We start from the raw sequence: 23,458 nt of genomic DNA on the forward strand, positions 1-23,458 counted from the left end.
CGCTTGGCGGTTGGGGGGGACCCGGCCGCCGGATCAGGCGCCCGGCGAGCGGCGGTCGGTGATCAGGTCCATACGGGCGACCTCGGCGTCGAGCAGTTCCCGCACCTCGGCGGCCGACCGGGACTCCCGCGGCAGCACCTCGGCCTCCCGGTCGCCGCGCATGTCGACCAGGCGCACGACCACGTCGTCCCGCTGGAAGACCGTGCTGCGCAGCACGGGGCTCGCCGCGTCGTCCGCGGCAGCCGAGTCGGTCTGTGCGATCAGCTCGGCCAGCCGCATCCCACGGCCGGGCCGGGCCGGGTAGTACAGGGCCTGCCGCCTGCCCTCCGACTGGTCCTCCGTACTCACGTGGTGCACGGCCGGCAGCGCCGCCCGGGTGAAGAACATCCGGGCCGATTCCTGGTCGTTGAGGTCCCGTTCCTGCTCCAGGTACGGGTTGATCGCCTCCTCGACGGCCCGCACCTCCGGCTGCCGGGCCACGTGCCGGAGCGCCGCGAGCAGGTCGCCGCGCACCTCGATGGCCCGCACCACCCGGTTGCCGTGCATGAACAGCGAGGTACGGCACAGCCGCGTCGTGTCGTCCACCCGGGCCTCGGGCGAGCTGTAGTCGGCGAGGATCTTCGCGACCTTCTTCTCGCTGCCCGGCTTGACCGTGAAGGTCAGTGCGTGCCGGATCACGCCGTCACCGATGCGCGGGTGAGCCTGCAGCCGGCGCTCCGCCGACTGCGCCTGCGCGGCGCCGCCGGTCTCCCGCACGATGTGGAAGCGCAGCGACCGGGTGTCCCGGACACAGCTGTGCAGCGGCTGCACCATCCGCACGTGCTCCTCGCTGTTCACCCAGGTGAGGAACGGCGGGGCACTCTCCCACTCACTCGTGATGAGCCATTGGGAGGGATTCTCGATGGACTGGCACAGTTGGTCGCTGACATGGCCGGGCACCGACGCAACCTGCTTGCACAGCTGCTCGTACGCCTCGAGGAACTGCTGCTGTGCGCCGTCGTAGACGTCGACCAGGAGGACGACCCGGAGCCGGGAGCCGTCGAACACGGACTGGGAGACACGCTTCGAGACCTCGCGTGTCAGCTTCTCTTTCTCTGAAAGACGTTCAGACGTCGTGGTCATCCTGCACACATCTCCTTCGCGGGGCAGAGGCGTCGCCGGCCGCGAGTGACGCGACGGCAGCGTTCCTTGATCCTGTGCCGGTCCCCACCACCCCGCGACTCGTATGAACCACGTGGGTGATTGGGCACGCGGAGCAGGCGCCACCGGGCATGAGAACTCACAGGCGCCCCACACGTGCCCCCCTGCCTCTGGAGGCTTCGATGCATCAGAAAGCCGACCACCGGGTCCCCGTCCTCATCGTGGGCGGCTCCCTGGTGGGCCTGTCCATGTCCGTGTTCCTGGGCCGTCTCGGTGTGCGGCACATGCTCGTCGAGCGGCACTCCGGGACCTCGGTCCACCCGCGCGGACGCGGCAACAACGTGCGGACGATGGAACTGTTCCGGGTGGCCGGCATCGAGCCGGACATCAAGGCGGCGGCCTCACTCCTCGCCGAGAACCACGGCATCCTGCAGACGCCGACCCTCGTCGGGGATGCCGGCGAGTGGCTTTTCAAGCACATCGACCCGGGCGGCGGACTCGCGAGGTTCAGCCCCACCAGCTGGTGCCTGTGCAGCCAGAACGACCTCGAACCGGTCCTGCTGGACAACGCCCGGGAACTCGGCGGCGACCTGCGCTACCACCACCAGATGGAGTCCTTCGAGCAGGACGCCTACGGGGTGACGGCGGTGATCCGCGACCGCGCCACCGGGGAGCCCTACACCGTCCACGCCGACTACCTGGTCGCCGCCGACGGCCCGCGCAGCCCGGTCCGCACCGCGCTGGGCACCGGCCAGACGGGCCCCGGCGACCTCTTCGCGAACGTCAGCGTCACCTTCCGCTCCGCCGGCCTGGCCGAAGTGGTCGGCGACCGCCGCTTCATCTGCTGCTACCTCACCCACCCGGACGCCGACGGCGCCCTCCTGCCCGTCGACAACAAGGAAAGCTGGGTCTTCCACGCCCCCTGGCACCCCGAGCACGGCGAAACGCTGGAGGAGTTCACCGAGGAACGCCTCCGGCGCCACATCCGCAAGGCGGTGGGCGTGCCCGACCTCGACGTGGAAATCACCGGAAAGGCGTCCTGGCGTGCCGCCGAACGGGTCGCCGACCAGTACTCCTGCGGCCGGGTCTTCCTCGCCGGCGACTCCGCCCACGAGATGTCCCCGACCGGCGCCTTCGGCTCCAACACCGGCATCCAGGACGCCCACAACCTGGCGTGGAAGCTGGCCGCAGTCCTGGCCGGCTGGGCCGGCCCCGGCCTGCTCGACTCGTACGACACCGAGCGCCGCCCGGTCGCCCTCGCCACCAGTGCCCGCGCCTCCGCCCGCTCGGTCGAGCACAGCCACCCCGGCTTCGCCCCCGCCCCCGGTGTCGGCGGCGGCAAGCGCGGCGGCATCCTCGACGTCGTCCTCGGCTACCACTACCCGCACGGCGCCACCCTCGGCACCGACCCCGAGCAGCCGGTCGTCCCCGACGCCCTGGACCTGACCGGCCGGCCCGGCAGCCGAGCCCCGCACCTCTGGCTGCGCCGCGCCACCACCCGTCTGTCCACCCTCGACCTGTACGAACGCTCCCTGGTCCTGCTCACCGACGCCCCGGACGACGCGGGCTGGCACGCGGCGGCCCGCCGTATCGCCGACGCGGACGGGGTACGGCTCGACGCGTACCGGATCGGCCCGGGCGCCGACGCCGACCTGACGTACGACGCCGAGGGCACCGACTGGGCCCAGGCCCACGGCACCAGCGCCGACGGCGCGGTCCTGGTGCGGCCGGACGGATTCGTGGCATGGCGGACGACGGGCGCCGTCCCGGACCCGGAGGCAGAGCTGCGAAAGGTCCTGCGGAACCTGCTCCATACGGCCTGACCTGCACAGCCGGCGAAGGCCACCCGCACGGTGAGGTGCAGGTGGCCGTCGCCCTGCCGAGCCCCCTGGGCCGGTGACCACAGGCGGGGGCGCACAGGTGGGAGGGTGATGGCGGGATGGATTACGCGGCGCTGTTCGCGGCCACGCCGAGCCCGTATCTGGTGCTGGGCCCGGTCCTCGTGATCGTGGAGGTCAACCGGGCCTATCTGAAAGCGACCGCCCGCACCCCGACGCGGCGAGGACATCGACGCCGGCCTGAAACGCCTCACCGACGCCCTCGGCCGCTGTGCGACGCTCGCCCCCGAAGCCCTGGCCGATGCCCTGCCGGCCCGCCTCGGCCTGGCCGGCGGAACCCGCGACGACATCGCTCTGGCAGTCGTCCAACTCTGACCGATCCACAGGCCGGGGATTCATCCGCCATTTCCGAGCCGTTCCACATCAGTTGCCGATGCGCAAGTGGTGGCCGACCATGAGGACATGGCAGTTCTGCTCGCTCCCCGCCGGAAAGCCGGAAAGAAGGGTTGAGCCATGCCTGCCAAAGCGTCGCCGAGAGCACGCAGGACGGGCTCACCCGTCAAGCCGGGCTTCTACAAGAACTGCGCGTCGCAGACGGCGACCGACGGAAAGCACCATTCCGTCGCTTACCCGGAGCGGGCGAACGAGCCCATGGGTTTCGTGGATTTCATCAGCACCGCGCATTTCACGAAGAACATCTGCCCCCGGCTCGGCTTCCGGATCGGGATGATGGGCAACCCCGGCTCATGAGCACCTTCGAGATCCGCAGGACAGCGGCCGCGCCGCCGGAGACGGTGTTCGACGTCTTCACCGATCACCGACGCTATGCCGACCTGGTCACAGCGATCAGGAGTTCCACGCTGGAGCAGGAGGGTGACCCCGCCCCCAACGGGGTGGGGGCCGTACGGGCCCTGCGCCTGCCGGGCGTCACCGTCCGGGAACAGGTGACGGACTTTCACCGGCCCGGCCGGTACGCGTACCGGATGCGCTCAGGCGTGCCCCTGCGGCACTACACCGCGACGGTCACTTTCACTCCGGCCGGCGAGGGACGGACCGAGGTGGTCTACACCGTCGACGTCGAGCCCAAGCTACGCGCCCTCGAACCGCTCCTCGACAAAATCGTCAGGAAGTCGATCGCCGACTTCACGGATGCGGCCGTCGCCAGGGCGGAGCGACCGCAGGGCTGAGGCTCGCCCGAAGCGGCCGACCAAAACGCCTCCCCAAGGAGAAACCCCAGGTCGGAGCGGTGTAGACAGAGCCCCCTGTCGGATTCGAACCGACGACCTACGCATTACAAGTGCGTTGCTCTGGCCGGACTGAGCTAAGGAGGCATCGCGCGCTACGAGCCCGCGCGCGATGGGCGGCTCCACTGTACACAGCGCGCGTTTCACGTAGCCACGAAGTTCTCCACTCCACGCGAGCACACAACCGTGCGTGACCATCCGTGCACTCGTTCATCGGGTGGTCCGACGGGACTTTCCGGGAAGTTCACACTGGTCCGGGTACTGACAGACGAGTGAACGCCAGGTACCGTCCTGAGGCAGTTCACTCGCGTGGACTACACCAACCACCTTCCTACAACGGATCGTCCGGCACGTTCCTGCCGGTAGAAGGGGGCCCATTCACCATGGCCACTGTCACGTTCGACAAGGCGACCCGGATCTACCCGGGTTCCACCAAGCCCGCCGTCGACCAGCTCGACATCGCGATCGAGGACGGCGAGTTCCTCGTCCTGGTCGGCCCGTCCGGTTGCGGAAAGTCCACCTCCCTGCGGATGCTCGCGGGCCTGGAGGACGTCAACGGCGGCGCCATCCGCATCGGTGACCGCGACGTCACGCACCTGCCGCCCAAGGACCGGGACATCGCCATGGTGTTCCAGAACTACGCGCTCTACCCGCACATGACGGTCGCCGACAACATGGGCTTCGCGCTCAAGATCGCCGGCGTCAACAAGGCGGAGATCCGGCAGAAGGTCGAGGAGGCCGCGAAGATCCTCGACCTCACCGAGTACCTGGACCGCAAGCCGAAGGCGCTCTCCGGCGGTCAGCGCCAGCGTGTCGCCATGGGCCGCGCCATCGTGCGTGAGCCGCAGGTCTTCCTCATGGACGAGCCGCTGTCCAACCTGGACGCCAAGCTCCGTGTGTCGACGCGTACGCAGATCGCGTCGCTGCAGCGCCGCCTCGGCATCACCACCGTCTACGTCACCCACGACCAGGTCGAGGCCATGACGATGGGCGACCGGGTGGCCGTGCTCAAGGACGGCCTCCTCCAGCAGGTCGACTCGCCGCGCAACATGTACGACAAGCCCGCGAACCTCTTCGTCGCCGGCTTCATCGGCTCCCCCGCCATGAACCTGGTCGAGGTCCCGATCACCGACGGCGGCGTGAAGTTCGGCAACAGCGTGGTCCCCGTCAACCGGGACGCCCTGAAGGCAGCCGCCGACAAGGGTGACCGCACGGTGACCGTCGGCGTCCGGCCCGAGCACTTCGAGGTGGTCGAGCTGGGCAGCGGTGCCGCCGCCTCCCTGTCCAAGGACACCGAGGACGCCCCGGCCGGTCTCGCCGTCTCCGTGAACGTCGTCGAGGAGCTGGGCGCCGACGGCTACGTCTACGGCACCGCCGAGGTCGGCGGCGAGGTCAAGGACCTGGTCGTCCGCGTGGGCGGCCGCCAGGTGCCGGAGAAGGGCGCCACCCTGCACGTCGTGCCGCGTCCGGGCGAGACCCACGTGTTCTCGACCTCGACGGGCGAGCGCCTCTCCGACTGACCGGCCTGAGCAGGGCGTTTTCACGCAGGTTGACGAGTAGGGCCCCGCGGACCCCCGCGGGGCCCTACTCATTGCCGCGAAATACCCCGGCACAGCGATCATTTCGGGCACCGCGCGTCAACGCTCTACCCAGAAAATGGCGCCACTTCATCCCCCATAAGGGTGACCGAATGTCGCCAAATCATTACCGGGCGCTACCCTCACACGCGTGAAGCACTCCACCAACCCTCAGACGCGACGCGGCCATCGGGGCGGCCCTGCCCGCCGGATCGGCCGAACTCTCGCCCTCGTCCTCCCCGTCGTCATGGTGCTCTCCGGGACCCTCGCGGTCACCCGGGTCAACTGGACGGGAAGCCCCTCCGGCTCGGTGCTCACCGCCTCGGACGTCTCCTCGGCGGAGGTCTCCTCGAAGGCGGTCTCCCGCGCCCCGCAGGACGTGCTCCGCGACCAGCTGATGTCCGAGCTGCAGGACAAGAACCCCGGCGTGGTCCTCACCCACCTGCAGCAGGCGGTCAACGGGCACCCCGCGCTGGCGAAGCACTGCACCTCCATCGCCCGCGCCCTGGGCAGGGCGGCGGTGCGCATCTACGGCGCCTCGCGCGCCCAGTCGTACGCCCGCCCGGTCTGCGACACCGCCTTCGCCACCGGGGTCCTGGCCGCACACAGCTGAGTGCCGGTTCGGAACTCGGTAACGGCTCCTTAAGGAGCAGGTTGCAGTCGGAATTCCGGCCGGGGCGCCACGTACAGTTCGGGACATGACCCATCCGAGCGCCGCGTTGCGCCCCACTCAAGCCGTCGTCCTGGCCGGTGGCCAGGGCTCACGGCTGCGTCCCTACACCGACGACCGGCCCAAGCCGATGGTCGAGATCCCGGGCACGGGCACCCCGATCATCGGCCACCAGCTGGCCTGGCTCGCCGAGGAGGGCGTGACGGACGTGGTGGTCTCCTGCGGCCACCTCGCCGAGGTCCTGCAGAAGTGGCTGGACACGGCCGACCTGCCCGTCTCCGTCACCACCGTCGTCGAGACGGAGCCCCTGGGCCGTGGCGGCGGCCTCAAGTACGCCGCCGCGCACCTCCCTCACCCCGACCGGCCCTGGTACGCCACCAACGGCGACATCTGGACCCGCTTCTCCCTGCGGGACATGGCCGACTTCCACACCGAGCGGGACGCCGTCGCCACGCTGGCGCTGGCCCGGCCCCGGATTCCCTGGGGTGCGGTGAAGACCGACGGGTTCGGGCACATCACCGACTTCATCGAGGCGCCCCCGTCGCCGTTCGAGATCAACGCGGGTGTGTACGTGTTCTCGCCCGAGTTCGGGGAGCTGCTGCCCGAGCGGGGGGATCATGAGCGGACGACGTTTCCTCGGCTGGCCCGGGAGCGGAAGCTGTTCGGGTTCCCGATTCCGCAGGGGGCTTACTGGCGGGCCATCGACACGGCCAAGGACCTGACCGAGGCGGCCAAGGAATTGGCGGCGCTGGGTCGCTGACAGATACGCGGGGACGGTTGTTCGTCAGCCGCGGGCTCTTGGGGGCTGGTCGCGCCCACGCTGCGGAGCCGCAGATCGATACAGCCCCGCGCCCCTGACGTAACTCGCCCCTCCGCGCATCAAAGGGCCCCGTACCTTCGGTGGTACGGGGCCCTTTTGATGTCCTGGTCTGTCAGCCCAGGATGCCGCCCACCAAGCCCGGCTGGCCGGAGGACGTGGCGCCGCCCGAGGTGCCGGTGCCGCCGGTGGAGGTGCTGCCGCCCGTTGACGTGCCGCCCGTGGTGGTCGGGCCCGCCGTGGTGCTGGGGGCGCCGCCCGTCGGGGAGGACTGTCGGGGCGGGACCTGGCCCGTGGTGCCCTGGGTCTGGGTGGGCGTCGTGGTGGTCGCGCCGGCGCTGTGGCTCGCGCCCGGGGTCGCGGCCGCCCCGGAGGGGCTCGCGCCGGCCGTGGCGCCGCCCGTGGGCGAGGTGGAGACCGACGGGGTCGTCCGCTGCCGCTGACTGGGCTCCTCGGGCAGCGGGGAGCCCGGCAGGTTGTTGCGCGGAGCGTCGCCGGGGCCGGGGACGACCACGCGGCTGGAGTCACGCACGGCGCCGCCCAGCAGGGAGCCGACGAGCAGGGTGAGACCGACGGTGACGGCCGTGATGAGCGAGCCGCGGCGCAGGACGTAGCGGCGCAGCTCCCAGATGTCGGAGCGGGGGCCGAGCCGACGCCAGGCGCTGCCGGCGAGGCGGCCGTCGACGGAGTAGACGGGGGCGCCGGCGATGATCAGCGGGGACCAGGCGGCGAGGTAGATGATGTCGGGGGTGTCGTAGGCGGGGACCGTCTTCCAGCTGACGGTGACGATCAGGGCGGCGGAGAGCAGGGCGCCGACCACGGCGGCGACGCGCTGCCAGCAGCCGAGGATGGTCAGGACGCCCACGACCACCTGGAGGAAGGCGATGACCAGGCCGGAGCCGACCGGGTGGTGCAGGGCGAACTGGCGCAGAGGCTCGGCGACTTCCCAGGGGTGCAGGGTGTTGAGCCACTTGACCATGGAGCCGCGCTTGCCGCCGTCGAAGTAGACGGGGTCGCACAGCTTGCCCATGCCGGCGTAGATGGAGATGAAGCCGAGGAAGATGCGCAGGGGGAGCAGGACCACGCCGAGGTTCATCCGGCGGCCGGGGTAGTAGGCGTGCCGGGCCGGGTCGTCGCCGTGGCGCTTGGCGGGGCGTCCGCCCTCCCCGGCGCTCTCCTCGTAGTGGTCGAACTCGTCGTCGGCGTAGGCGGGTTCGTCGTAGGCGCTGCCGACCGTGCGCATGTGGGGCAGGAGCCGGGCGCCGTCCTCGGGAGCGGTGCGCTGGTGGCCGACGACGGGGGTCTCGACGGTCTGGTCGAACGCCGCGTAGCCGTCGTAGCCGTCGTAGCCGGTCCCGACGCGCGGGATGACCTGGGTGGCGCCGGCCTCGACGGGCTCGTCGGCATGGCGGACGCTGCTGCCCCGCACGGCCTGGAGCAGCCGGTGGGCGCCGGTGTCGTCGGGGGCGGACCTGCCGCTCCACACGACGGGGCGGCGGCGGCCGGCCGCGGCGCCGACCCGGCCCGCCGTGCCCACGACCGGCATACGGGCGGTGTCCGGGGTGGCGCTCAGGTGCCAGGCGATCCGCGGGGATTGGCTGCGTTTCGCCGACGCGCCCAGCTGCACGCGGAAGCTGGCGTGATTGACGATGACCTGCGCCGGATCGCTCGGCACCTTCACCATGCTCAGCGCGGGAGCGTCGTCGAATCCCGACGAGCGGTCCCCCGTGGGTGTGCGGGGTGTTCTGGTGTCCACACTCATCTAACCGAGTGACGTGGAGTTAGGACACTGCTTTGACCGGCCGGATGTGTCCGGACCGCGTCAAAGCGGCCCGGAACGCCATATGGACGCCTGAATTACCCCGTACGGGTGATGCGACGGACGCTTGTTCAGCCGCGTCGGCGAGCCGTCTCGTACAGGACGATTCCGGCAGCCACACCCGCGTTGAGCGACTCCGCACCACCCGGCATCGGGATCCGCACGCGGAAGTCGCAGGTCTCGCCGACCAGCCGGGACAGGCCCTTGCCCTCGCTGCCGACCACGATCACGACCGGGCCCTCGAGGGCCTCCAGCGCACCGAGTTCGACCTCGCCGTCGGCGGCCAGACCGACGACCGTGATGCCGGCCTTCTTGTAGGCCTCCAGGGTGCGGGTCAGGTTGGTGGCCCGGGCGACCGGCGTGCGGGCGGCCGTACCGGCGGAGGTCTTCCAGGCGCCGGCGGTCATGCCGGCCGAGCGGCGCTCGGGGACGACGACGCCGTGGCCGCCGAAGGCGGAGACGGAGCGGACGACCGCGCCGAGGTTGCGCGGGTCGGTGACGCCGTCGAGCGCCACGATCAGCGGGTCCTCGCCCTCGTCGTAGGCGGCCTCGGTGAGGTCCTCCGGGTGCGCGTACTCGTACGGCGGGACCTGCAGGACCAGACCCTGGTGGTTCAGGCCGTTCGTCATGCGGTCCAGCTCGGGGCGCGGGGCCTCCATGAGGTTGATGCCACCGCGCTCGGCGGCGAGCTGGAGGGCCTCACGGACGCGCTCGTCGTTGTCGATGAACTGCTGGACGTAGAGGGTGGAGGCCGGTACGCCCTCGCGCAGCGCCTCGACGACCGGGTTGCGGCCGACGACCAGCTCGGAGGGCGACTTGCCGCCCCGGCCCCTGGGCGCCGGGCGGCGCACGGCCTGCTTGGCCTTGGCGTTGGCGATGCGGTTCTTCTTGTGACCCTTGCGCATCTCGGCGGGCGGGGTCGGCCCCTTGCCCTCCAAGCCCTTGCGCCGCTGGCCGCCACTGCCGACCTGCGCGCCCTTCTTGCCGGACATGCGGCGGTTGTTCGCGGCCATGAGTTACCTGTCTCCGTGAGCTTCGTACGTACGTCTTATGCAGTGTGCCGCCCGGAGGGCCGGGCGGCACAGTCGATCAAGCAGCGGCTAGCGCGGGCCGAGGCTCCAGCGCGGGCCCTGCGGGCTGTCCTCGATGACCAGACCGGACTGGTTGAGCTGGTCGCGGATGGCGTCGGCGGTGCCCCAGTCCTTGCGGGCGCGGGCGGACTCACGCTGGTCGAGGACGAGCCGGACGAGGCTGTCCACGACGCCGTGCAGGTCTTCGCCCCGGTCGGCGCCCTCACCGGCCCACTGCGGATCCAGCGGGTCGAGGCCGAGAACCCCGAGCATGGCCCGCACCTCGGCGAGCCGGGCCACGGCCGCTTCCTTGTCGTCGGCGGCCAGCGCGCTGTTGCCCTGCCGGACGGTGGTGTGCACGATCGCCAGGGCCTGCGGGACGCCCAGGTCGTCGTCCATCGCCTCGGCGAAGGCGGGCGGGACCTCGGCGGCCGGCTCGACCGTCTTCCCGGCCAGCTCGATGACCCGCTGCACGAAGCCCTCGATCCGCGCGAACGCCGACTCGGCCTCGCGCAGCGCCTCCTCGCTGTACTCGATCATCGAGCGGTAGTGCGGGGTGCCGAGGTAGTAGCGCAGGACGATCGGGCGCCACACCTTGACCATCTCGCTCACGAGGACCGAGTTGCCCAGCGACTTGGACATCTTCTCGCCGCTCATGGTGACCCAGGCGTTGTGCACCCAGTACTGGGCGAAGTCGTCGCCGAACGCCTTGGCCTGGGCGATCTCGTTCTCGTGGTGCGGGAAGATCAGGTCGAGGCCGCCGCCGTGGATGTCGAAGGCGGAGCCGAGGTACTTGTGGGCCATGGCGGAGCACTCCAGGTGCCAGCCGGGGCGCCCACGGCCCCACGGCGTCTCCCAGTCGGGCTCGCCCGGCTTGGAGGCCTTCCACATGGCGAAGTCGCGCGGGTCGCGCTTGCCGGTGATGCCCTCCTCGGAGGGCTGCCGCATCTCGTCCAGGTCCTGCTTGGACAGCTCCAGGTAGGAGGGCCAGGAGCGGACGTCGAAGTAGATGCTGCCGTCGGCCTCGTAGGCGTGGCCGCGCTCGATGAGGGCGCGCATCATCTCGACCATCTCGGTCACGTGCCCGGTGGCACGAGGCTCGTAGGTCGGGGGGAGGCAGCCGAGGGCGTCGTAGCCGTCGTTGAAGGCGCGCTCGTTCTCGTACCCGATCGACCACCAGGGGCGGCCCTGGTCGGCGCCCTTGGCGATGATCTTGTCGTCGATGTCCGTGACGTTCCTGATGAACGTCACGTCGTAGCCGCGGTACTGGAACCAGCGGCGCATGATGTCGAAGTTGAGGTACGAGCGGACGTGCCCGATGTGGGGTGCCGCCTGCACGGTGGCGCCACACAGGTAGATCGAGACACAACCCGGCTTGAGCGGGGTGAAGTCACGGATCTGCCGGGCGCTGGTGTCGTACAGGCGAATAGTCACCACTCCAGGGTAGTGGGCCGGAAGTGATGCCTCGTGCCGCTTGCCTCACATCATCCCGACGACCTTCCGCGGAGTGATCCGCACGACCACCCGCTCCGCGTCCTGCGCCGAAGCCGGATTGAATTCCGCGTACTTCTTGCCGGTGTACTTGATCGACAGTTCGTCGATCAGTTCGCTGCCGCCCTGTGTGGTCATCTCCGCGGTGCCCCGGATCTCGCCGTAGACGTAGGGCATCTCGGGGTCCTGGACGACGACGCTCACCCGCGGGTCGCGGTCGAGGTTCTTCTTCTTGCGGCGGTCGACCGTCGTGGAGAACAGGATCTGGTCGCCGTCCCGCTTCACCCACACCGGGGACAGCTGGGGGCTGCCGTCGGGCTGGACCGTACCGACCACGATGAAGACGGGACCGTCGAGCAGGGACTTGAGCTGGTCCGACAGGGCGGCGGGCATGGGGGTACCTCCGGGACCTAGGGGCTGGTCACTGGTCGCTCTGCAGGCACCCTCGCACGCCCTCAGCCCACCCGCACCACGAGTGCCGTGGCCACCGCCATCAGCCCCTCCTCACGGCCGGGGAAGCCGAGGCCGTCCGTCGTCGCGCCGGACACCGACACCGGTGCGCCCGCCGCCTCGGAGAGGATCTTCTGGGCCTCGTCGCGGCGCTTGCCTATCTTCGGGCGGGGGCCGACGACCTGGACGGCGATGTTGCCGATGGCGAACCCGGCCGCACGGACGATCCGGGCGGCCTCGGTCAGCAGGGTGACCCCGGAGGCGCCGGACCACTCGGGGCGGCCGGTGCCGAAGTGCTGGCCGAGGTCGCCGAGCCCGGCGGCGGAGAAGAGCGCGTTGCAGGCGGCGTGCGCGACGACGTCGGCGTCGGAGTGCCCGGCCAGGCCGGGCCCCTCTCCCTCCCACTTCAGGCCGGCGCACCACAGCTCGCGGCCTTCCTCGAAGGCGTGGATGTCGGTGCCGATGCCGACCTGGGGGAGCACGGGCAGCCCACCCGGCGGCAGCCGGAGATCAGATGCCTCAGAAGCCATCGTTCAGCCTCCTGCGGGCCAGGACCGCCTCGGCGAGGACGAGGTCGAGGGGGCGGGTGACCTTGAAGGCCTCCTCGTGACCGGGGACGGTGACGACTCCGAGGCCGAGCTGCTCGACCATGCTCGCGTCGTCGGTGACGTCGTCGGTGACGGTCTCGTGGGCGCGGACCAGGGTCTCCCGGTCGAAACCCTGAGGCGTCTGCACGGCCCGCAGCCGGGCCCGCTCGGGCGTGGCCACGACCGGCTCGGGGTCGCCGGCGACGGCCGCGGGCTCGACCTCCTTGACCGTGTCGGCGAGCGGCAGCGCGGGGACCACGGCGGGGGCGCCGTCGCGCACGGCCTCGATGACCGCGTCGACGGTGTCGACGGGGACGAGCGGGCGGGCCGCGTCGTGGACGAGGACGACGCCGTACTCGGGCGGCAGGGCGTCGAGGCCGAGCCGGACCGACTCCTGGCGGCTGTCCCCGCCGGGGACGACGAGGAAGTCGGTGCGCTCGGGCAGCGCGTGCGCGTCGAGCAGGGACTTGACCTCGGCGGCGCCGTCCGGCGGAGCGACGACGATCACCAGGGAGACATGGCGGGACGCGGCGAGGGCGCGGACCGCGTGGATCAGCATCGGCGTGCCGTTCAGCGCGCGGAGCGCCTTGGGGGCGCCCGGGCCGAGCCGTACGCCCCGGCCGGCGGCGGGAATCACGGCGGCGACGGGGATCTGCGCGGGTACGGGGCGCGAATCGTCAGACATCGGTTCCTGTCAGGTTTGTGTGCTCGACCCAGGTGGGTATGGCCTGGAGGAGTGCCGGGCGCGAAGCCTTGACCGGACCCTTCCGTGACCCTGGTCGAGCCATCTGCCCGGGCCCGGCACACCAAGTATCGGGGGACTTCCCCCGAGATGAACGACAGGTGGTCCGGCGGTCTCACGACGGCCGGATCGTTTTGGGGACGAACATGCCGCAGCGCCCGGCGACAGGGTGAGTGTCATCGGGCACCGCGGCATTTCACTGTGCTGAACGGGCTGCGGGCAGCCGAAGCCGCCGGTGGCACGTCAGGAGGCGAGCACCTCGTCGAGCAGGGCCTCGGCCTTGTCCTCGTTCGTGTTCTCCGCGAGGGCGAGCTCGCTCACCAGGATCTGGCGAGCCTTGGCGAGCATGCGCTTCTCACCGGCGGAGAGACCGCGCTCGCGCTCGCGACGCCACAGGTCACGCACGACTTCGGCGACCTTGATGACATCGCCGGAGGCGAGCTTCTCCAGGTTTGCCTTGTAGCGACGAGACCAGTTCGTGGGCTCCTCGGCGTACGGCGCACGCAGCACCTCGAAGACCCGGTCCAGCCCGTCCTGACCGACCACATCACGCACGCCCACGAACTCAGCATTGTCCGCTGGCACACGCACCGTCAGGTCACCCTGGGCGACCTTCAGCACCAAGTAGGTCTTGTCCACGCCTTTGATCTGGCGAGTTTCGATGGCCTCGATCAGCGCGGCCCCGTGATGGGGATAGACCACGGTGTCGCCAACCTTGAACGTCATGTGACAGGTACCCCTTCCGTGGCTATCCAGGGTAACACGGATACGGCATGTTCTGAATGGCGTTTTCGCAGGTCAGGGCATATCTCGGGGCTTGACAACAGCAACAGGAACGTGCTTCGAGGGCGCCGGTCGAGCCGAGACGCAACAGGTATTCGCAGGTCGGAGCAGTTCTCCGGGCGAGGGGAACCGCGTACGTTACAACCTTGCAGAGCCTCGCCCAAGAGGTTGAACATCCCGATTTGTCCAGTTCCAAGCGTACGACTTCCGCTACTCCGTTCGGCCGCAGGAGCCGGGTGCGAGACGAATCCGGAATTGATCACAGGAGGCCGGATGGGCGCCGGATGATCAATATCAGAGGTGGCCGTGCATTCCTTCACGGAAAATTTGCGGACCGTGTTGCGGGGATGCGGACTGCGGTCTTGCGGGCGCGTTATGTGAATGGCGGACCAGCGCCTCGGCAAAGTGACTCATGAGTCACTTGCGGGCGGCGAGGTACCCCCACCCGGAGGGAAGCCCGGTGCCTGGGGGAGGGTCGGGTGCGGCCGCGCGGGAACGGCTCGGTAACCTAAGGCCGCTGACAGACACTTAGGGCGGCTTTATAAGGGGAGCCGCCCCTGCGTTCAAGGAGTTGCCGCCGCCGTGAGCAGCAGCCTTCGACGCGGCGCCCTCGCCGCATCCGCCATCGTCTTCTCGATCGCCTCGCTCGCCGCCTGTGGCGCCGGCAACAACTCGCAGACCCTGCAGATCAAGCCGGACAACGCAGCGACCAGCGTCGGCGACATCATGATCCAGAACGCGACGGTCATCACCCAGCCCGACCTGAAGGCGTCCGGCCCGGCCGTCATCTCCGCGACCGTCTTCAACAGGGGCAACACGAACCAGACCCTGCAGTCGATCTCCGTCGAGGGCAGCAGCGCGCCGGTCAAGCTGTCCGCCGCCAAGGGCCAGAGCCTGACGGTCCCGGCGCACGGCTCGCTGGTGCTCGGCGGCAAGGGCAACGCGTCCGCCGTGATCGCCAGCGGCCGTGAGGCGGTCCAGGACGGCAACGCGCAGAAGGTGACCTTCACCCTCAGCAAGACCGGTCCGGTGAACCTGCGCGCGTTCGTGGTCCCGGCCACCAGCTACTTCAGCGGCTGGGGCCCGAGCGAGATCCCGACCGCCTCGGCCACCACCACCGCCGCGCCGGGCTCGACCGCCTCCAGCAACGGCAAGCCGGGCAAGGGCGGCAAGACCAGCCCGTCGGCGACCGCCACGGACACCGCCACCGAGACCGCGACCACGGGCGCGACCCCGAGCGACTCGGCGTCGCAGTCGGCCGCGGGCCACTGAGCAGCGACACATACGAAGGGCGGCACCCCGTGGTGGGGTGCCGCCCTTCGTATGTGCACGGTGGCGCCGCACGACTCTCGTACGGCTGCGGTACGGCTTACGGCTCGAACTTGTAACCCAGGCCGCGCACCGTCACCAGGTACCGCGGCGCCCCCGGGTCCGGCTCGATCTTGGCACGGAGACGCTTGACGTGGACGTCGAGGGTCTTGGTGTCGCCCACGTAGTCGGCGCCCCAGACCCGGTCGATGAGCTGCATGCGGGTCAGGACGCGGCCGGCGTTGCGCAGGAGCATCTCCAGGAGGTCGAACTCCTTCAGCGGGAGGTCGACCTTGGAGCCCGACACCGTCACCACGTGACGGTCGACGTCCATGCGGACCGGGCCGGCCTCCAGGGCGGCCGGGGTGACCTCCTCCGGCTCACCGCGGCGGCGCAGCACGGCGCGGATGCGGGCCACCAGCTCGCGTGAGGAGAACGGCTTGGTGACGTAGTCGTCGGCTCCTATTTCGAGCCCCACGACCTTGTCGATCTCGCTGTCCTTGGCGGTCACCATGATCACGGGGACGTTGGAGCGGCCGCGCAGCTGGCGGCACACCTCCGTGCCGGGCAGACCCGGCAGCATCAGGTCGAGGAGGACGAGGTCGGCGCCGTTGCGCTCGAACTCGTCGAGTCCGTCGGGGCCGGTGGCCGCCACGGCCACCTCGAAGCCCTCCTTGCGGAGCATGTACGACAGGGCGTCGGAGAAGGACTCCTCGTCCTCGACGACGAGCACTCGGGTCACGGAAGGACCTCCGGGGCGGGAAGCGGTTCGTACGGGGTTGGGTCGGCGGTGCCGCCGGCCTCGTCGTCGAGGTCGGGGTGCTGCTGTGCACGGTCGCGGGCCGCACCCGCCTCCGGCAGCCTGAGGGTGAAGGTGGAGCCCTGGTTCTCGGCGCTCCAGACCGTGACCTCCCCGCCGTGCGAGGCGACCACGTGCTTCACGATCGCGAGACCCAGACCGGTGCCTCCGGTCTGCCGGGAGCGGGCCGGGTCGACGCGGTAGAAGCGCTCGAAGATGCGCTCCTTGTCCTTGTCGGAGATGCCGATGCCCTGGTCCGTGACGGCGAGTTCGATCATGTCGCCGCCCGGGGCGTTGACCCGGCGGGCGGCTATGCCGACGCGGGTGCGGGCCGGGGAGTAGTTCACGGCGTTCTCGACGAGGTTGCCGAGGGCGGCGGCGAGCTGGCCGCGGTTGCCCCAGACGTGCAGGTCGGCGGTGCCGCCGGCGGCCATCGTGATCTGCTTGGTGCCCGCCTGGTGGCGGCAGCGGTCGATGGCCTCGGCGACGAGGTCGTCCACGCGGACGGGCTCGGCGTCCTCGAGGGGGTCGTCGTTCTGGACCCGCGAGAGGTCGATCAGCTCCTGGACCAGGTTGGTCAGCCGGGTCGCCTCGATCTGCATGCGGCCCGCGAAGCGCTGTACGGCCTCGGGGTCGTCCGAGGCGTCCATGACGGCCTCGGAGAGCAGGGAGAGCGCGCCGACGGGCGTCTTCAGCTCGTGGCTCACGTTGGCCACGAAGTCGCGTCGTACGGCCTCGATCCGGCGGGCCTCGGTGAGGTCCTCGACCAGCAGCAGGACCAGGCGGGAGCCGAGCGGGGCCACACGCGCGGAGACGGCGAGGGCCTCGCCCCGTCCGGTGCCGCGCCGGGGCAGGTCCAGCTCGACCTGGCGTATCTCCCCGTCCCGGCGCGTGTCCCGGGCCATCTGGAGCATGGGCTCGACGGCGAGCTTGCCGCCGCGGACCAGCCCGAGGGCGTACGCGGCGGAGCTTGCCTTGACGACGGCGTCGGCCTCGTCGAGGACGACGGCCGAGGAGCGGAGCACGGACAGAACGGTGTCCACGCCGGGCGGGAGTACGGGATCGGTGTGCAAAGAAGTCCTGGTCGGTCGCTTCTGGTCGCGTTCGCTCCAGCGGAACGCCAGCATGGCGATGACACCGGTGAGCACCCCGGCGATCGCTGCCGCTGCGGCGACCGCCGCGTTCACGTCCATGCATCCAGGTTAGGCATGGCGTACGACATGACCACAGCCGTCGGAGTGCGACCTCGGCCACTCGTCGCCCAGAGTTCACCTTGGAGCCAGTAGTGGTTCATTTGGGGTGGCAGAAACGGACGCGTGCGAGGCGGAACGTGGGAGCGTGGGGTTCACACCGCCGGTTTCGCCACGGGGCGCGTGGTGTCACGGCCCCCGGAAGCCCCCAAAGAGAACGTACGAGAGGGAACCCTGATGCGGGACGCGTACCACGAGGAACTTGACTCGATCGGCGACGGTCTGGTGGAGATGGCCCGGCTGGTCGGGTCGGCCATCGGGCGCGCCACGACGGCCATCCTCGACGCCGACCTGAAGCTGGCCGAGAGCGTCATCGAGGCCGACCAGAAGGTGGACGAGCTCCAGCACGACCTGGAGGCGCGGGCGATAGCCCTGCTCGCCCGCCAGCAGCCGGTGGCGACCGACCTGCGGATCGTCGTCACGTCGCTGCGCATGTCCGCCGACCTGGAGCGCTCCGGTGACCTCGCCCAGCACGTGGCGAAGCTGGCCCGGCTGCGCTTCCCCGAGCGCGCGGTCCCGCACGACCTGCACGCCACCATCCTGGAGATGGGCCAGCTCGCGCAGCGCCTGATGGCGAAGGCGGCCGAGGTCCTGGTGACGAAGGACGTCGACCTCGCCCTCCAGCTGGAGCAGGACGACGACGACATGGACCAGCTGCACCGCACCCTCTTCCAGCACCTGATCGACGAGCGCTGGAAGCACGGCATCGAGACGGCCGTCGACGTGACCCTGCTGGGCCGCTACTACGAGCGGTACGCCGACCACGCGGTGGCCGTCGCCAAGCGCGTCGTCTTCCTGGTCACGGGCGAGCACGCGGACGAGCTGCAGCCCGACATCCAGCCCGTCACCGGGGTCGACGAAGCCTGACACCGGCGCTGCCCCGGGGGCTCGAGGGCCGTCGGGCAGGGCGCGCGGACGCCTCTGTGCGCCGTTGATGCGCCCGGAGAAACGGGCATGCAATGGGCGAGGGCACCTGGCCCCAGTGTCGAGGAGGGACCCATGGCCGAATCCCCCAGCACCACGCCCGACCCCACCCAGGAGCGCGAGACCGACCAGCCCGCCGAGATGAGGAGCCTGCCGCTCGTGGCCGCGTGCGGCTGCGGTTCCGGCTGCGGCTGCGGCTGCCAGTCGGGCGCTCCCTGCCAGTGCGGCTGACGGCGTACGACCTGTGAGGGGCCCCGGTGACTCCGGGGCCCCTCACTGCGTCCACCGGCCACCGGCTACTGGAGGCGGAGTCCGCGGGCCAGGACCCTCCGGGCGGCCTGGCTGACCGTACGGCCCTCGGCGAAGGCGCGGGCGCGTATCCGGTCCAGGGCCTGCTCGGGGTCCAGGTCGAGCTGCACCATCACCATGCCGACGGCCTGCTGCACGTCGGTGTGATCGGCCTGCGAGGCGCACACCCAGGACGCCGTCTCCCCCTCCTCTCCCCTGGGCCGCAGATCCGTCAGGGCGTCCGTCATCGCGTCCTGCACCCGCAGCGCGGTCCGCAGATCCGGCTCGGACAGTCCGCCGGGCCGGTCGCGGTACAGGTCGAGGGTGCCGATGGCGGTGCCGGTGACGCCGAGCGGCAGGGAGAACACGGCGGCCGCGCCGAGCCCGACGGCCTCGTGCGCGAAGATCGGCCAGCGGCAGGTGTCGCGCCGCCCGGCGAGGTCGGCCGCGAAGACCGGGGCGCCCTCGTCGAGGGCGGTCTGGCAGGGCCCCTCCCCCACCGTGTACTGCAGCTCGGCGAGCCGTGCGGCGACGCGGTCGCTGGCGCACCAGGTCACCCGGATCCCGCGCCCGCCGGACAGCGACACGGAGGCGCCGGTGACGGGCAGCAGCCGTACGCAGGCCGTGCAGAGCGCGACGGGAACCCGTCGCGGATCCCCGGCTCCCCGCGCGGCTGCGGCGAGCGCCGCGCCGACCCGCGACCGCCCCTCCGCCTCCGGCGGCACACCGCCCCCGGCCGACTGCTGGGACTGCCCGGACTGCCCGGACTGCATGGTCATCACCCCCGGCACGGCGTGCGGTGAGCGGGTCCCGTGCCTGCCGGGTTCCCCGGTTGCGCGGAGCTAGTGCTCGACGCGTCGTGCCGGCCGGGCGGCAATCCGAAAAGGCGCCTCGGACGTATCGGAAGTAGGGCCGCAACCTGGGGGTACGTCCCTGGTCGGCTCGTCCCGGAAGGAAGAGTGCATCCATCATGCGAGCACACGACGCGGGGCGTCTGCTCGCGGCGTCCGCGGTCGGCGTTCTGCTGGCCGGCGGCGCCGCGATCGGCACAGCGGGCACGGCCGCGGCGGCAGCCCCCGCTGTGCACACTCATGTGGCCACCGACTCGTGCTTCGGCCACGACGACTGGCGCTGCTTCGGCCACGGCGGATTCCGCTTCGACCACGACGGATTCCGCTTCGACCACCGCGGCTCCTGCTTCAACCATCCCGGGTTCTGCTTCGGCCACGACCGCTTCGATCATCGCTTCGGCAACGGATCCTTCGTGATCGTCATCGTCGGGTAGCGGCCGGCCCGGAACCACCCTGAAAGACAAACACCTCGCTCGGCCGGCAAGAAGGCCCGGTTCGTGACCCGGGCCTTCTTGCCGACCTCGGAGGTTCCGGACAGGTCCCGGCTCCGGGCCCCTCCTGGCCTCCAGGTGCTGTTCGGGGTCCAGGTGGAGTTGCGCATTCCCCCTTCGGTCGCTTTGACCACCTGTTAGCGTGCGCGGATGGAAGGTCTGGGACCCGTGGCTTGGCCGCCTGAGCCGATCAGGACCGAGAGACTCGTGCTCCGTGAGCCCGAGACCCGGGACCGTGGGACGTTCATCGAGCTGCTCGCCTCGCCAGAGGTGCACACCTACCTCGGCGGTCCCCGCCCGCGTGACGAGCTTGAGCGCGAGACGCCCGAGGTGCCCGAGCGGTGGCCCGGGAGTTTCGTCGTTGATCTCGACGGGACGATGATCGGCCAGATCCTGCTCAGGAGGGCAACGGGGCACCGTCGCCCGGCCGCCGCGGGGAAGGCCGATCTCGGCTATCTGTTCCTGCCGCGGGCGTGGGGATTCGGGTACGCCGCCGAGGCGTGCGCGGCGGCACTCGGCTGGCTCGCCGACGCGCTTCCCGGCGAGCCGGTGGTGCTCACCACCCAGACCGCCAACGTCGGCTCGATGCGTCTCGCGGCGAAGCTGGGGTTCACCGAGGTAGAGCGGTTCGAGGCCTGGGGCACCGAGCAATGGCTCGGCATGCGGTCCCCGATCATGCCGTCCGAAGGGCGGCAAGCTCCGTGAGTCCCTCTGCCTGACCCGTGGCAGGGCATGTCCGACGTACTTCGCGAGGCCCTTCAGGCCCCGAGATCACAAGGGCTGAGCTTCCAGCGAGGTTCCAGAGCAGGAAAATGCCCCTCATCTGCGCCGAACGCGCAGCTGAGGGCATCAGGGCAGATTCACGGTCGCGGCCAGTCCACGCCTGTCCGACCGACAACGCTGGGGTCTGGCGAGGGCGCCCACTCCGTTCGCGATGGGATCGTCACCCTGCTCCGGGGGGCGGAATTCCGGCCGCCGCACAGAGGTACCAGGTGCCGGCCTCAGCCGACCGGCCCCGACTGCGCAGGCACCAGTGCAGCCTCAGTGGGGGTCGGAGGCCGCACCTCCCCGACACCCGCCCACGGGACAACGCGCCGCCACGGCTGTCCCAGGTACCGGTAGAAGCGGTCGGGAAGGAACACGGCGTCCGCGACGATCATCGCGCCGGAGAAGAGCGGCAGGCCCAGGAACACCGCGATACCCACGTGCATGCCCAGCAGCATCGTCAGGACGGGGTACTTGAGCCTGCCGAACAGGACAAACGGGAAGGCCACCTGCAACAGCACCGTCAGGTAGCAGGCGATGGCGATCAGTACGTCGTGTTCGTCCGCCATGGCGGAGAGCTCGGGCCAGGGCTGGAACAGGTCGAGATTCAGGGCGTAATGGAGGGCGGTGCCGTTGCCCCAGGAGGCGCCCTGCACCTTGTACAGGCCCGCGGATCCGTAGAGGAAGCAGACCTGGGCGGCGATGACGAGCATGCCGCAGTTGTGCAGCACGGTGATCACTGTCAGGCGCGCGTCGCGGAGGTGGCGTCGCAGCTCGCCGGATGCCTGATCCAGCGGAAGCCGGACTGTCATGCCGGCAGATGCTCGGAGCCGGGTCCTGCGCGCGTCGAGGGACCAGCGTCGGCCGCATGCGGTGACGACGAGGTAGAGGGCCATGAGGAGGATGAGGTTGTCCCCTCCGTCCGCCATGTAGATCGCCCTGGCGTGGAACGACGTCACTACGACCGCGAACAGCATGGACACCGCTCTGGTCCGCCAGCCCAGCATGAACAGTGCGGAAGTGACGATGGCTGCCGCGTAGCAGACCTCGAAGTAGGCCCGGCTGTCGGACAGGGTGAGGATGCTGACCCACCCGGTCTGGTCGAAGAGTTGCCTGGCCAGTGCAGGAGTCCACGGTGAGCCGGGACCCCAGATCACGTCGCGGTGGGGGAACTCGCGCAGCAGGAAGGTGAAGTAGAGGAACCCGTACCCGATGCGCAGAACCGCCGCGGCGTACAGGGAGATCGGCTGCTCCAGCAGGAGGGTGAGGAGTGTGGCGATACGGGCCGGCATCTGCTGCGGCGCGGGTGCGCTCGCTCGCTCGGTGCCGTGTCCGGGGCGCGCCGGCGTGGCCGCCGCGACCGATGTCTGCTCAGCCTTTTGCATTGCGGGCCACCTTCCACCAGGGCAGATAGCGGGTGTCGACGGACCCTGGTGCGGCCGCGCCGGGACCGGGGCCACCCGCAGCGGGCGCCGCGGTGATGGGCAGGGTGATCACCCGCAGCTGGATGGACTCGAATGTGCCGTGGCGGTGGGCGGCGACGCGATCCGCCGCGATGTTGCGTAGGTATTGCTGGATCATCAGGGCGCGCTGCGAGCGCGGATGGTCGTCGCCGCCGTGCGTTTCGAGGTAGGAAGTCCAGGCCCGGCGCAACATGTTCTGTGCTGTGTGGCTCGGGAAGGGGTTGTGTTTCACTGCGGATGTGTCGACGGCAGTCAAGTCGAACCAGCCGCTGACCTGGACGGTGCCGTCCGGGGCAGTGCGCACGGTCCTTGCCGAAATCTGCCGGTTGACCGACTCCGGGTCCGGGGCGAAGAGCCGCCAGTTCTGCTCGAACAAGGGGAAGATCCAGGCGTTGACCTGTCGGCTGTACTGCCGGGAGATGGGATTCGGTGGTGCCACCTGCAGGAATACCAGGAGCACGTGTACCAGGGCCGCCGCCAGACACAGGGTCACGGCGACTTGTACGCCGACCTTCAGGGCGACGGGCGGCTCCGAAGATGGAGGGAACGCAGGCGGTCTCCCGCCCCCCTGCTGCGCGGTCGGCCCAGCGCCGGCCTGGTCCGACTCGTCGGCATCCGCTGATGCAACGCCACCCCGCACGGCTCCATCCGGCCTTTCTGCCCCGACTTCTCTCACCTGGTTCTCCTGAGCTTTCGCCGACGGCGTGCGGCGGAATCGGCGACGATTCGCGCCGCACGCCGCCCGTCCTACTCGCGCATGTGGGCGGCTGCCTCCGAGCACTCACCCCGCCGGAGCGGGCCGCGCATGCTAGGCAGGATCACAGCCGTAGCCACCGCCGGGCTTGTCGCCGTACCCGGGCTTGCAGCCGTAGCCGTTCCCGCCGGTGGTGCCACCGGTCGTGGTGCCACCGGTGGTGGTGCCGGTGGTGCCACCGGTCGTGGTGCCTGTGGTGCCACCGGTCGTGGTGCCTGTGGTGCCGCCCGTCGTGGTACCACCGGTCGTGGTGCCTGTGGTGCCACCGGTCGTGGTGCCTGTGGTGCCGCCCGTCGTGGTACCACCGGTCGTGGTGCCTGTGGTGCCACCGGTCGTG

At 70.5% G+C, this 23,458-nt stretch carries 25 protein-coding genes and 1 tRNA gene; 11 read left to right on the plus strand and 15 right to left on the minus strand.

Translation table 11 applies throughout. The features are described 5' to 3' along the window. Window positions 1-33: 33 nt before the first annotated feature. Window positions 34-1,122 (minus strand): SchA/CurD-like domain-containing protein, encoded by a 1,089-nt coding sequence (locus ACIF83_RS18220; RefSeq protein WP_393472551.1) that lies wholly within the window; start codon window positions 1,120-1,122, stop codon window positions 34-36. Window positions 1,123-1,322: 200 nt separating this feature from the next. Here ACIF83_RS18220 and ACIF83_RS18225 point away from each other — a divergent pair, with 200 nt between their 5' ends. The 3 genes from ACIF83_RS18225 to ACIF83_RS18235 all read left to right on the plus strand — a co-directional run bounded on the left by ACIF83_RS18225 (window position 1,323) and on the right by ACIF83_RS18235 (window position 4,165). Next, on the plus strand, window positions 1,323-2,963 hold the full coding sequence (locus ACIF83_RS18225; RefSeq protein ID WP_399727882.1) for an FAD-dependent oxidoreductase: 1,641 nt from the start codon (window positions 1,323-1,325) through the stop codon (window positions 2,961-2,963). A 528-nt stretch (window positions 2,964-3,491) separates the two neighbouring features. Continuing rightward, entirely contained in the window at window positions 3,492-3,728 is a 237-nt protein-coding gene (locus ACIF83_RS18230; protein ID WP_399727885.1) for a hypothetical protein, read from the plus strand. Then, window positions 3,725-4,165 carry an SRPBCC family protein gene (locus ACIF83_RS18235; protein ID WP_393472557.1) on the plus strand — a complete coding sequence of 147 codons (441 nt, stop codon included), beginning with the start codon at window positions 3,725-3,727 and terminating at the stop codon, window positions 4,163-4,165. The genes ACIF83_RS18230 and ACIF83_RS18235 overlap by 4 nt, the downstream gene beginning before the upstream one ends. Window positions 4,166-4,234: 69 nt before the next feature. Here ACIF83_RS18235 and ACIF83_RS18240 read toward each other — a convergent pair. After that, window positions 4,235-4,309: transfer RNA gene (locus tag ACIF83_RS18240), tRNA-Thr, on the minus strand. A 296-nt stretch (window positions 4,310-4,605) separates the two neighbouring features. Here ACIF83_RS18240 and ACIF83_RS18245 point away from each other — a divergent pair. From ACIF83_RS18245 to ACIF83_RS18255, 3 genes are all read left to right on the plus strand, one after another. Then, window positions 4,606-5,742, plus strand: coding sequence for an ABC transporter ATP-binding protein (locus tag ACIF83_RS18245; RefSeq protein WP_399727890.1), 1,137 nt, complete (start codon window positions 4,606-4,608; stop codon window positions 5,740-5,742). Window positions 5,743-5,950: 208 nt separating this feature from the next. After that, entirely contained in the window at window positions 5,951-6,412 is a 462-nt protein-coding gene (locus ACIF83_RS18250; protein WP_393472560.1) for a hypothetical protein, read from the plus strand. An 85-nt stretch (window positions 6,413-6,497) separates the two neighbouring features. Continuing rightward, window positions 6,498-7,229, plus strand: coding sequence for an NDP-sugar synthase (locus ACIF83_RS18255; protein ID WP_393472562.1), 732 nt, complete (start codon window positions 6,498-6,500; stop codon window positions 7,227-7,229). A 172-nt stretch (window positions 7,230-7,401) separates the two neighbouring features. Here ACIF83_RS18255 and ACIF83_RS18260 read toward each other — a convergent pair whose 3' ends face one another. From ACIF83_RS18260 to ACIF83_RS18290, 7 genes are all read right to left on the minus strand, one after another. Beyond that, the gene (locus ACIF83_RS18260; RefSeq protein ID WP_399727894.1) at window positions 7,402-9,048 is read right to left on the minus strand and encodes a DoxX family protein; all 1,647 of its coding nucleotides are present in this window, start codon (window positions 9,046-9,048) and stop codon (window positions 7,402-7,404) included. 128 nt (window positions 9,049-9,176) lie between these two features. Continuing rightward, on the minus strand, window positions 9,177-10,118 hold the full coding sequence (gene rlmB, locus ACIF83_RS18265) for a 23S rRNA (guanosine(2251)-2'-O)-methyltransferase RlmB (RefSeq protein ID WP_393472568.1): 942 nt from the start codon (window positions 10,116-10,118) through the stop codon (window positions 9,177-9,179). 87 nt (window positions 10,119-10,205) lie between these two features. Then, complete coding sequence (gene cysS / locus ACIF83_RS18270; RefSeq protein ID WP_399727897.1) at window positions 10,206-11,609, minus strand: cysteine--tRNA ligase; 1,404 nt, start codon at window positions 11,607-11,609, stop codon at window positions 10,206-10,208. 45 nt (window positions 11,610-11,654) lie between these two features. Then, on the minus strand, window positions 11,655-12,059 hold the full coding sequence (locus ACIF83_RS18275; protein WP_393472574.1) for a PPOX class F420-dependent oxidoreductase: 405 nt from the start codon (window positions 12,057-12,059) through the stop codon (window positions 11,655-11,657). Window positions 12,060-12,121: 62 nt separating this feature from the next. Next, window positions 12,122-12,646, minus strand: coding sequence for a 2-C-methyl-D-erythritol 2,4-cyclodiphosphate synthase (ispF, locus tag ACIF83_RS18280; protein WP_393472576.1), 525 nt, complete (start codon window positions 12,644-12,646; stop codon window positions 12,122-12,124). Beyond that, window positions 12,636-13,388, minus strand: coding sequence for a 2-C-methyl-D-erythritol 4-phosphate cytidylyltransferase (ispD, locus tag ACIF83_RS18285; protein WP_393472579.1), 753 nt, complete (start codon window positions 13,386-13,388; stop codon window positions 12,636-12,638). The genes ispF and ispD overlap by 11 nt, the downstream gene beginning before the upstream one ends. 300 nt (window positions 13,389-13,688) lie before the next feature. Beyond that, on the minus strand, window positions 13,689-14,171 hold the full coding sequence (locus tag ACIF83_RS18290; RefSeq protein WP_003953493.1) for a CarD family transcriptional regulator: 483 nt from the start codon (window positions 14,169-14,171) through the stop codon (window positions 13,689-13,691). Between the two features lie 639 nt (window positions 14,172-14,810). On the opposite strand from ACIF83_RS18290, the gene ACIF83_RS18295 reads away from it, so the two are divergent. After that, window positions 14,811-15,500: a DUF461 domain-containing protein gene (locus tag ACIF83_RS18295; RefSeq protein WP_393472582.1), complete on the plus strand. Its 690-nt coding sequence runs from the start codon at window positions 14,811-14,813 to the stop codon at window positions 15,498-15,500. A gap of 97 nt (window positions 15,501-15,597) precedes the next feature. On the opposite strand, the gene ACIF83_RS18300 is transcribed toward ACIF83_RS18295, so the two are convergent. After that, window positions 15,598-16,278, minus strand: a complete 681-nt coding sequence (locus tag ACIF83_RS18300) for a response regulator transcription factor (protein WP_010358452.1) — start codon at window positions 16,276-16,278, stop codon at window positions 15,598-15,600. Next, window positions 16,275-17,528: a sensor histidine kinase gene (locus ACIF83_RS18305; protein ID WP_393472585.1), complete on the minus strand. Its 1,254-nt coding sequence runs from the start codon at window positions 17,526-17,528 to the stop codon at window positions 16,275-16,277. Before ACIF83_RS18305 ends, ACIF83_RS18300 begins: the two co-directional genes overlap by 4 nt. Window positions 17,529-17,762: 234 nt before the next feature. Here ACIF83_RS18305 and phoU point away from each other — a divergent pair, with 234 nt between their 5' ends. Continuing rightward, on the plus strand, window positions 17,763-18,452 hold the full coding sequence (gene phoU / locus ACIF83_RS18310) for a phosphate signaling complex protein PhoU (RefSeq protein ID WP_393472588.1): 690 nt from the start codon (window positions 17,763-17,765) through the stop codon (window positions 18,450-18,452). A gap of 132 nt (window positions 18,453-18,584) precedes the next feature. Next, window positions 18,585-18,740, plus strand: a complete 156-nt coding sequence (locus ACIF83_RS18315) for a hypothetical protein (protein WP_179851626.1) — start codon at window positions 18,585-18,587, stop codon at window positions 18,738-18,740. Window positions 18,741-18,805: 65 nt separating this feature from the next. Here the strand turns inward: ACIF83_RS18315 and ACIF83_RS18320 are convergent, their stop codons facing one another. Further along, entirely contained in the window at window positions 18,806-19,570 is a 765-nt protein-coding gene (locus ACIF83_RS18320; protein ID WP_393472591.1) for a GAF and ANTAR domain-containing protein, read from the minus strand. Between the two features lie 197 nt (window positions 19,571-19,767). Here ACIF83_RS18320 and ACIF83_RS18325 point away from each other — a divergent pair, with 197 nt between their 5' ends. Together ACIF83_RS18325 and ACIF83_RS18330 are read left to right on the plus strand one after the other, a co-directional pair. Continuing rightward, on the plus strand, window positions 19,768-20,082 hold the full coding sequence (locus tag ACIF83_RS18325; protein ID WP_393472593.1) for a hypothetical protein: 315 nt from the start codon (window positions 19,768-19,770) through the stop codon (window positions 20,080-20,082). 207 nt (window positions 20,083-20,289) lie between these two features. Further along, window positions 20,290-20,844 (plus strand): GNAT family N-acetyltransferase, encoded by a 555-nt coding sequence (locus tag ACIF83_RS18330; protein ID WP_393472596.1) that lies wholly within the window; start codon window positions 20,290-20,292, stop codon window positions 20,842-20,844. 296 nt (window positions 20,845-21,140) lie between these two features. Here ACIF83_RS18330 and ACIF83_RS18335 read toward each other — a convergent pair whose 3' ends face one another. The 3 genes from ACIF83_RS18335 to ACIF83_RS18345 all read right to left on the minus strand — a co-directional run. Continuing rightward, a complete protein-coding gene (locus ACIF83_RS18335) occupies window positions 21,141-22,196 on the minus strand; it encodes an HTTM domain-containing protein (protein WP_399727987.1) in 1,056 nt (351 codons plus the stop codon). A gap of 79 nt (window positions 22,197-22,275) precedes the next feature. Then, window positions 22,276-22,860: a DUF5819 family protein gene (locus tag ACIF83_RS18340; protein WP_399727905.1), complete on the minus strand. Its 585-nt coding sequence runs from the start codon at window positions 22,858-22,860 to the stop codon at window positions 22,276-22,278. 315 nt (window positions 22,861-23,175) lie between these two features. Continuing rightward, window positions 23,176-23,458, minus strand: a 283-nt coding sequence (locus tag ACIF83_RS18345; protein WP_399727908.1) for a hypothetical protein, incomplete at its 5' end; no start/stop codon positions are given.

Source organism: Streptomyces sp. NPDC085866, from assembly GCF_044541035.1.
Classification (GTDB): Bacteria; Actinomycetota; Actinomycetes; order Streptomycetales; family Streptomycetaceae; genus Streptomyces.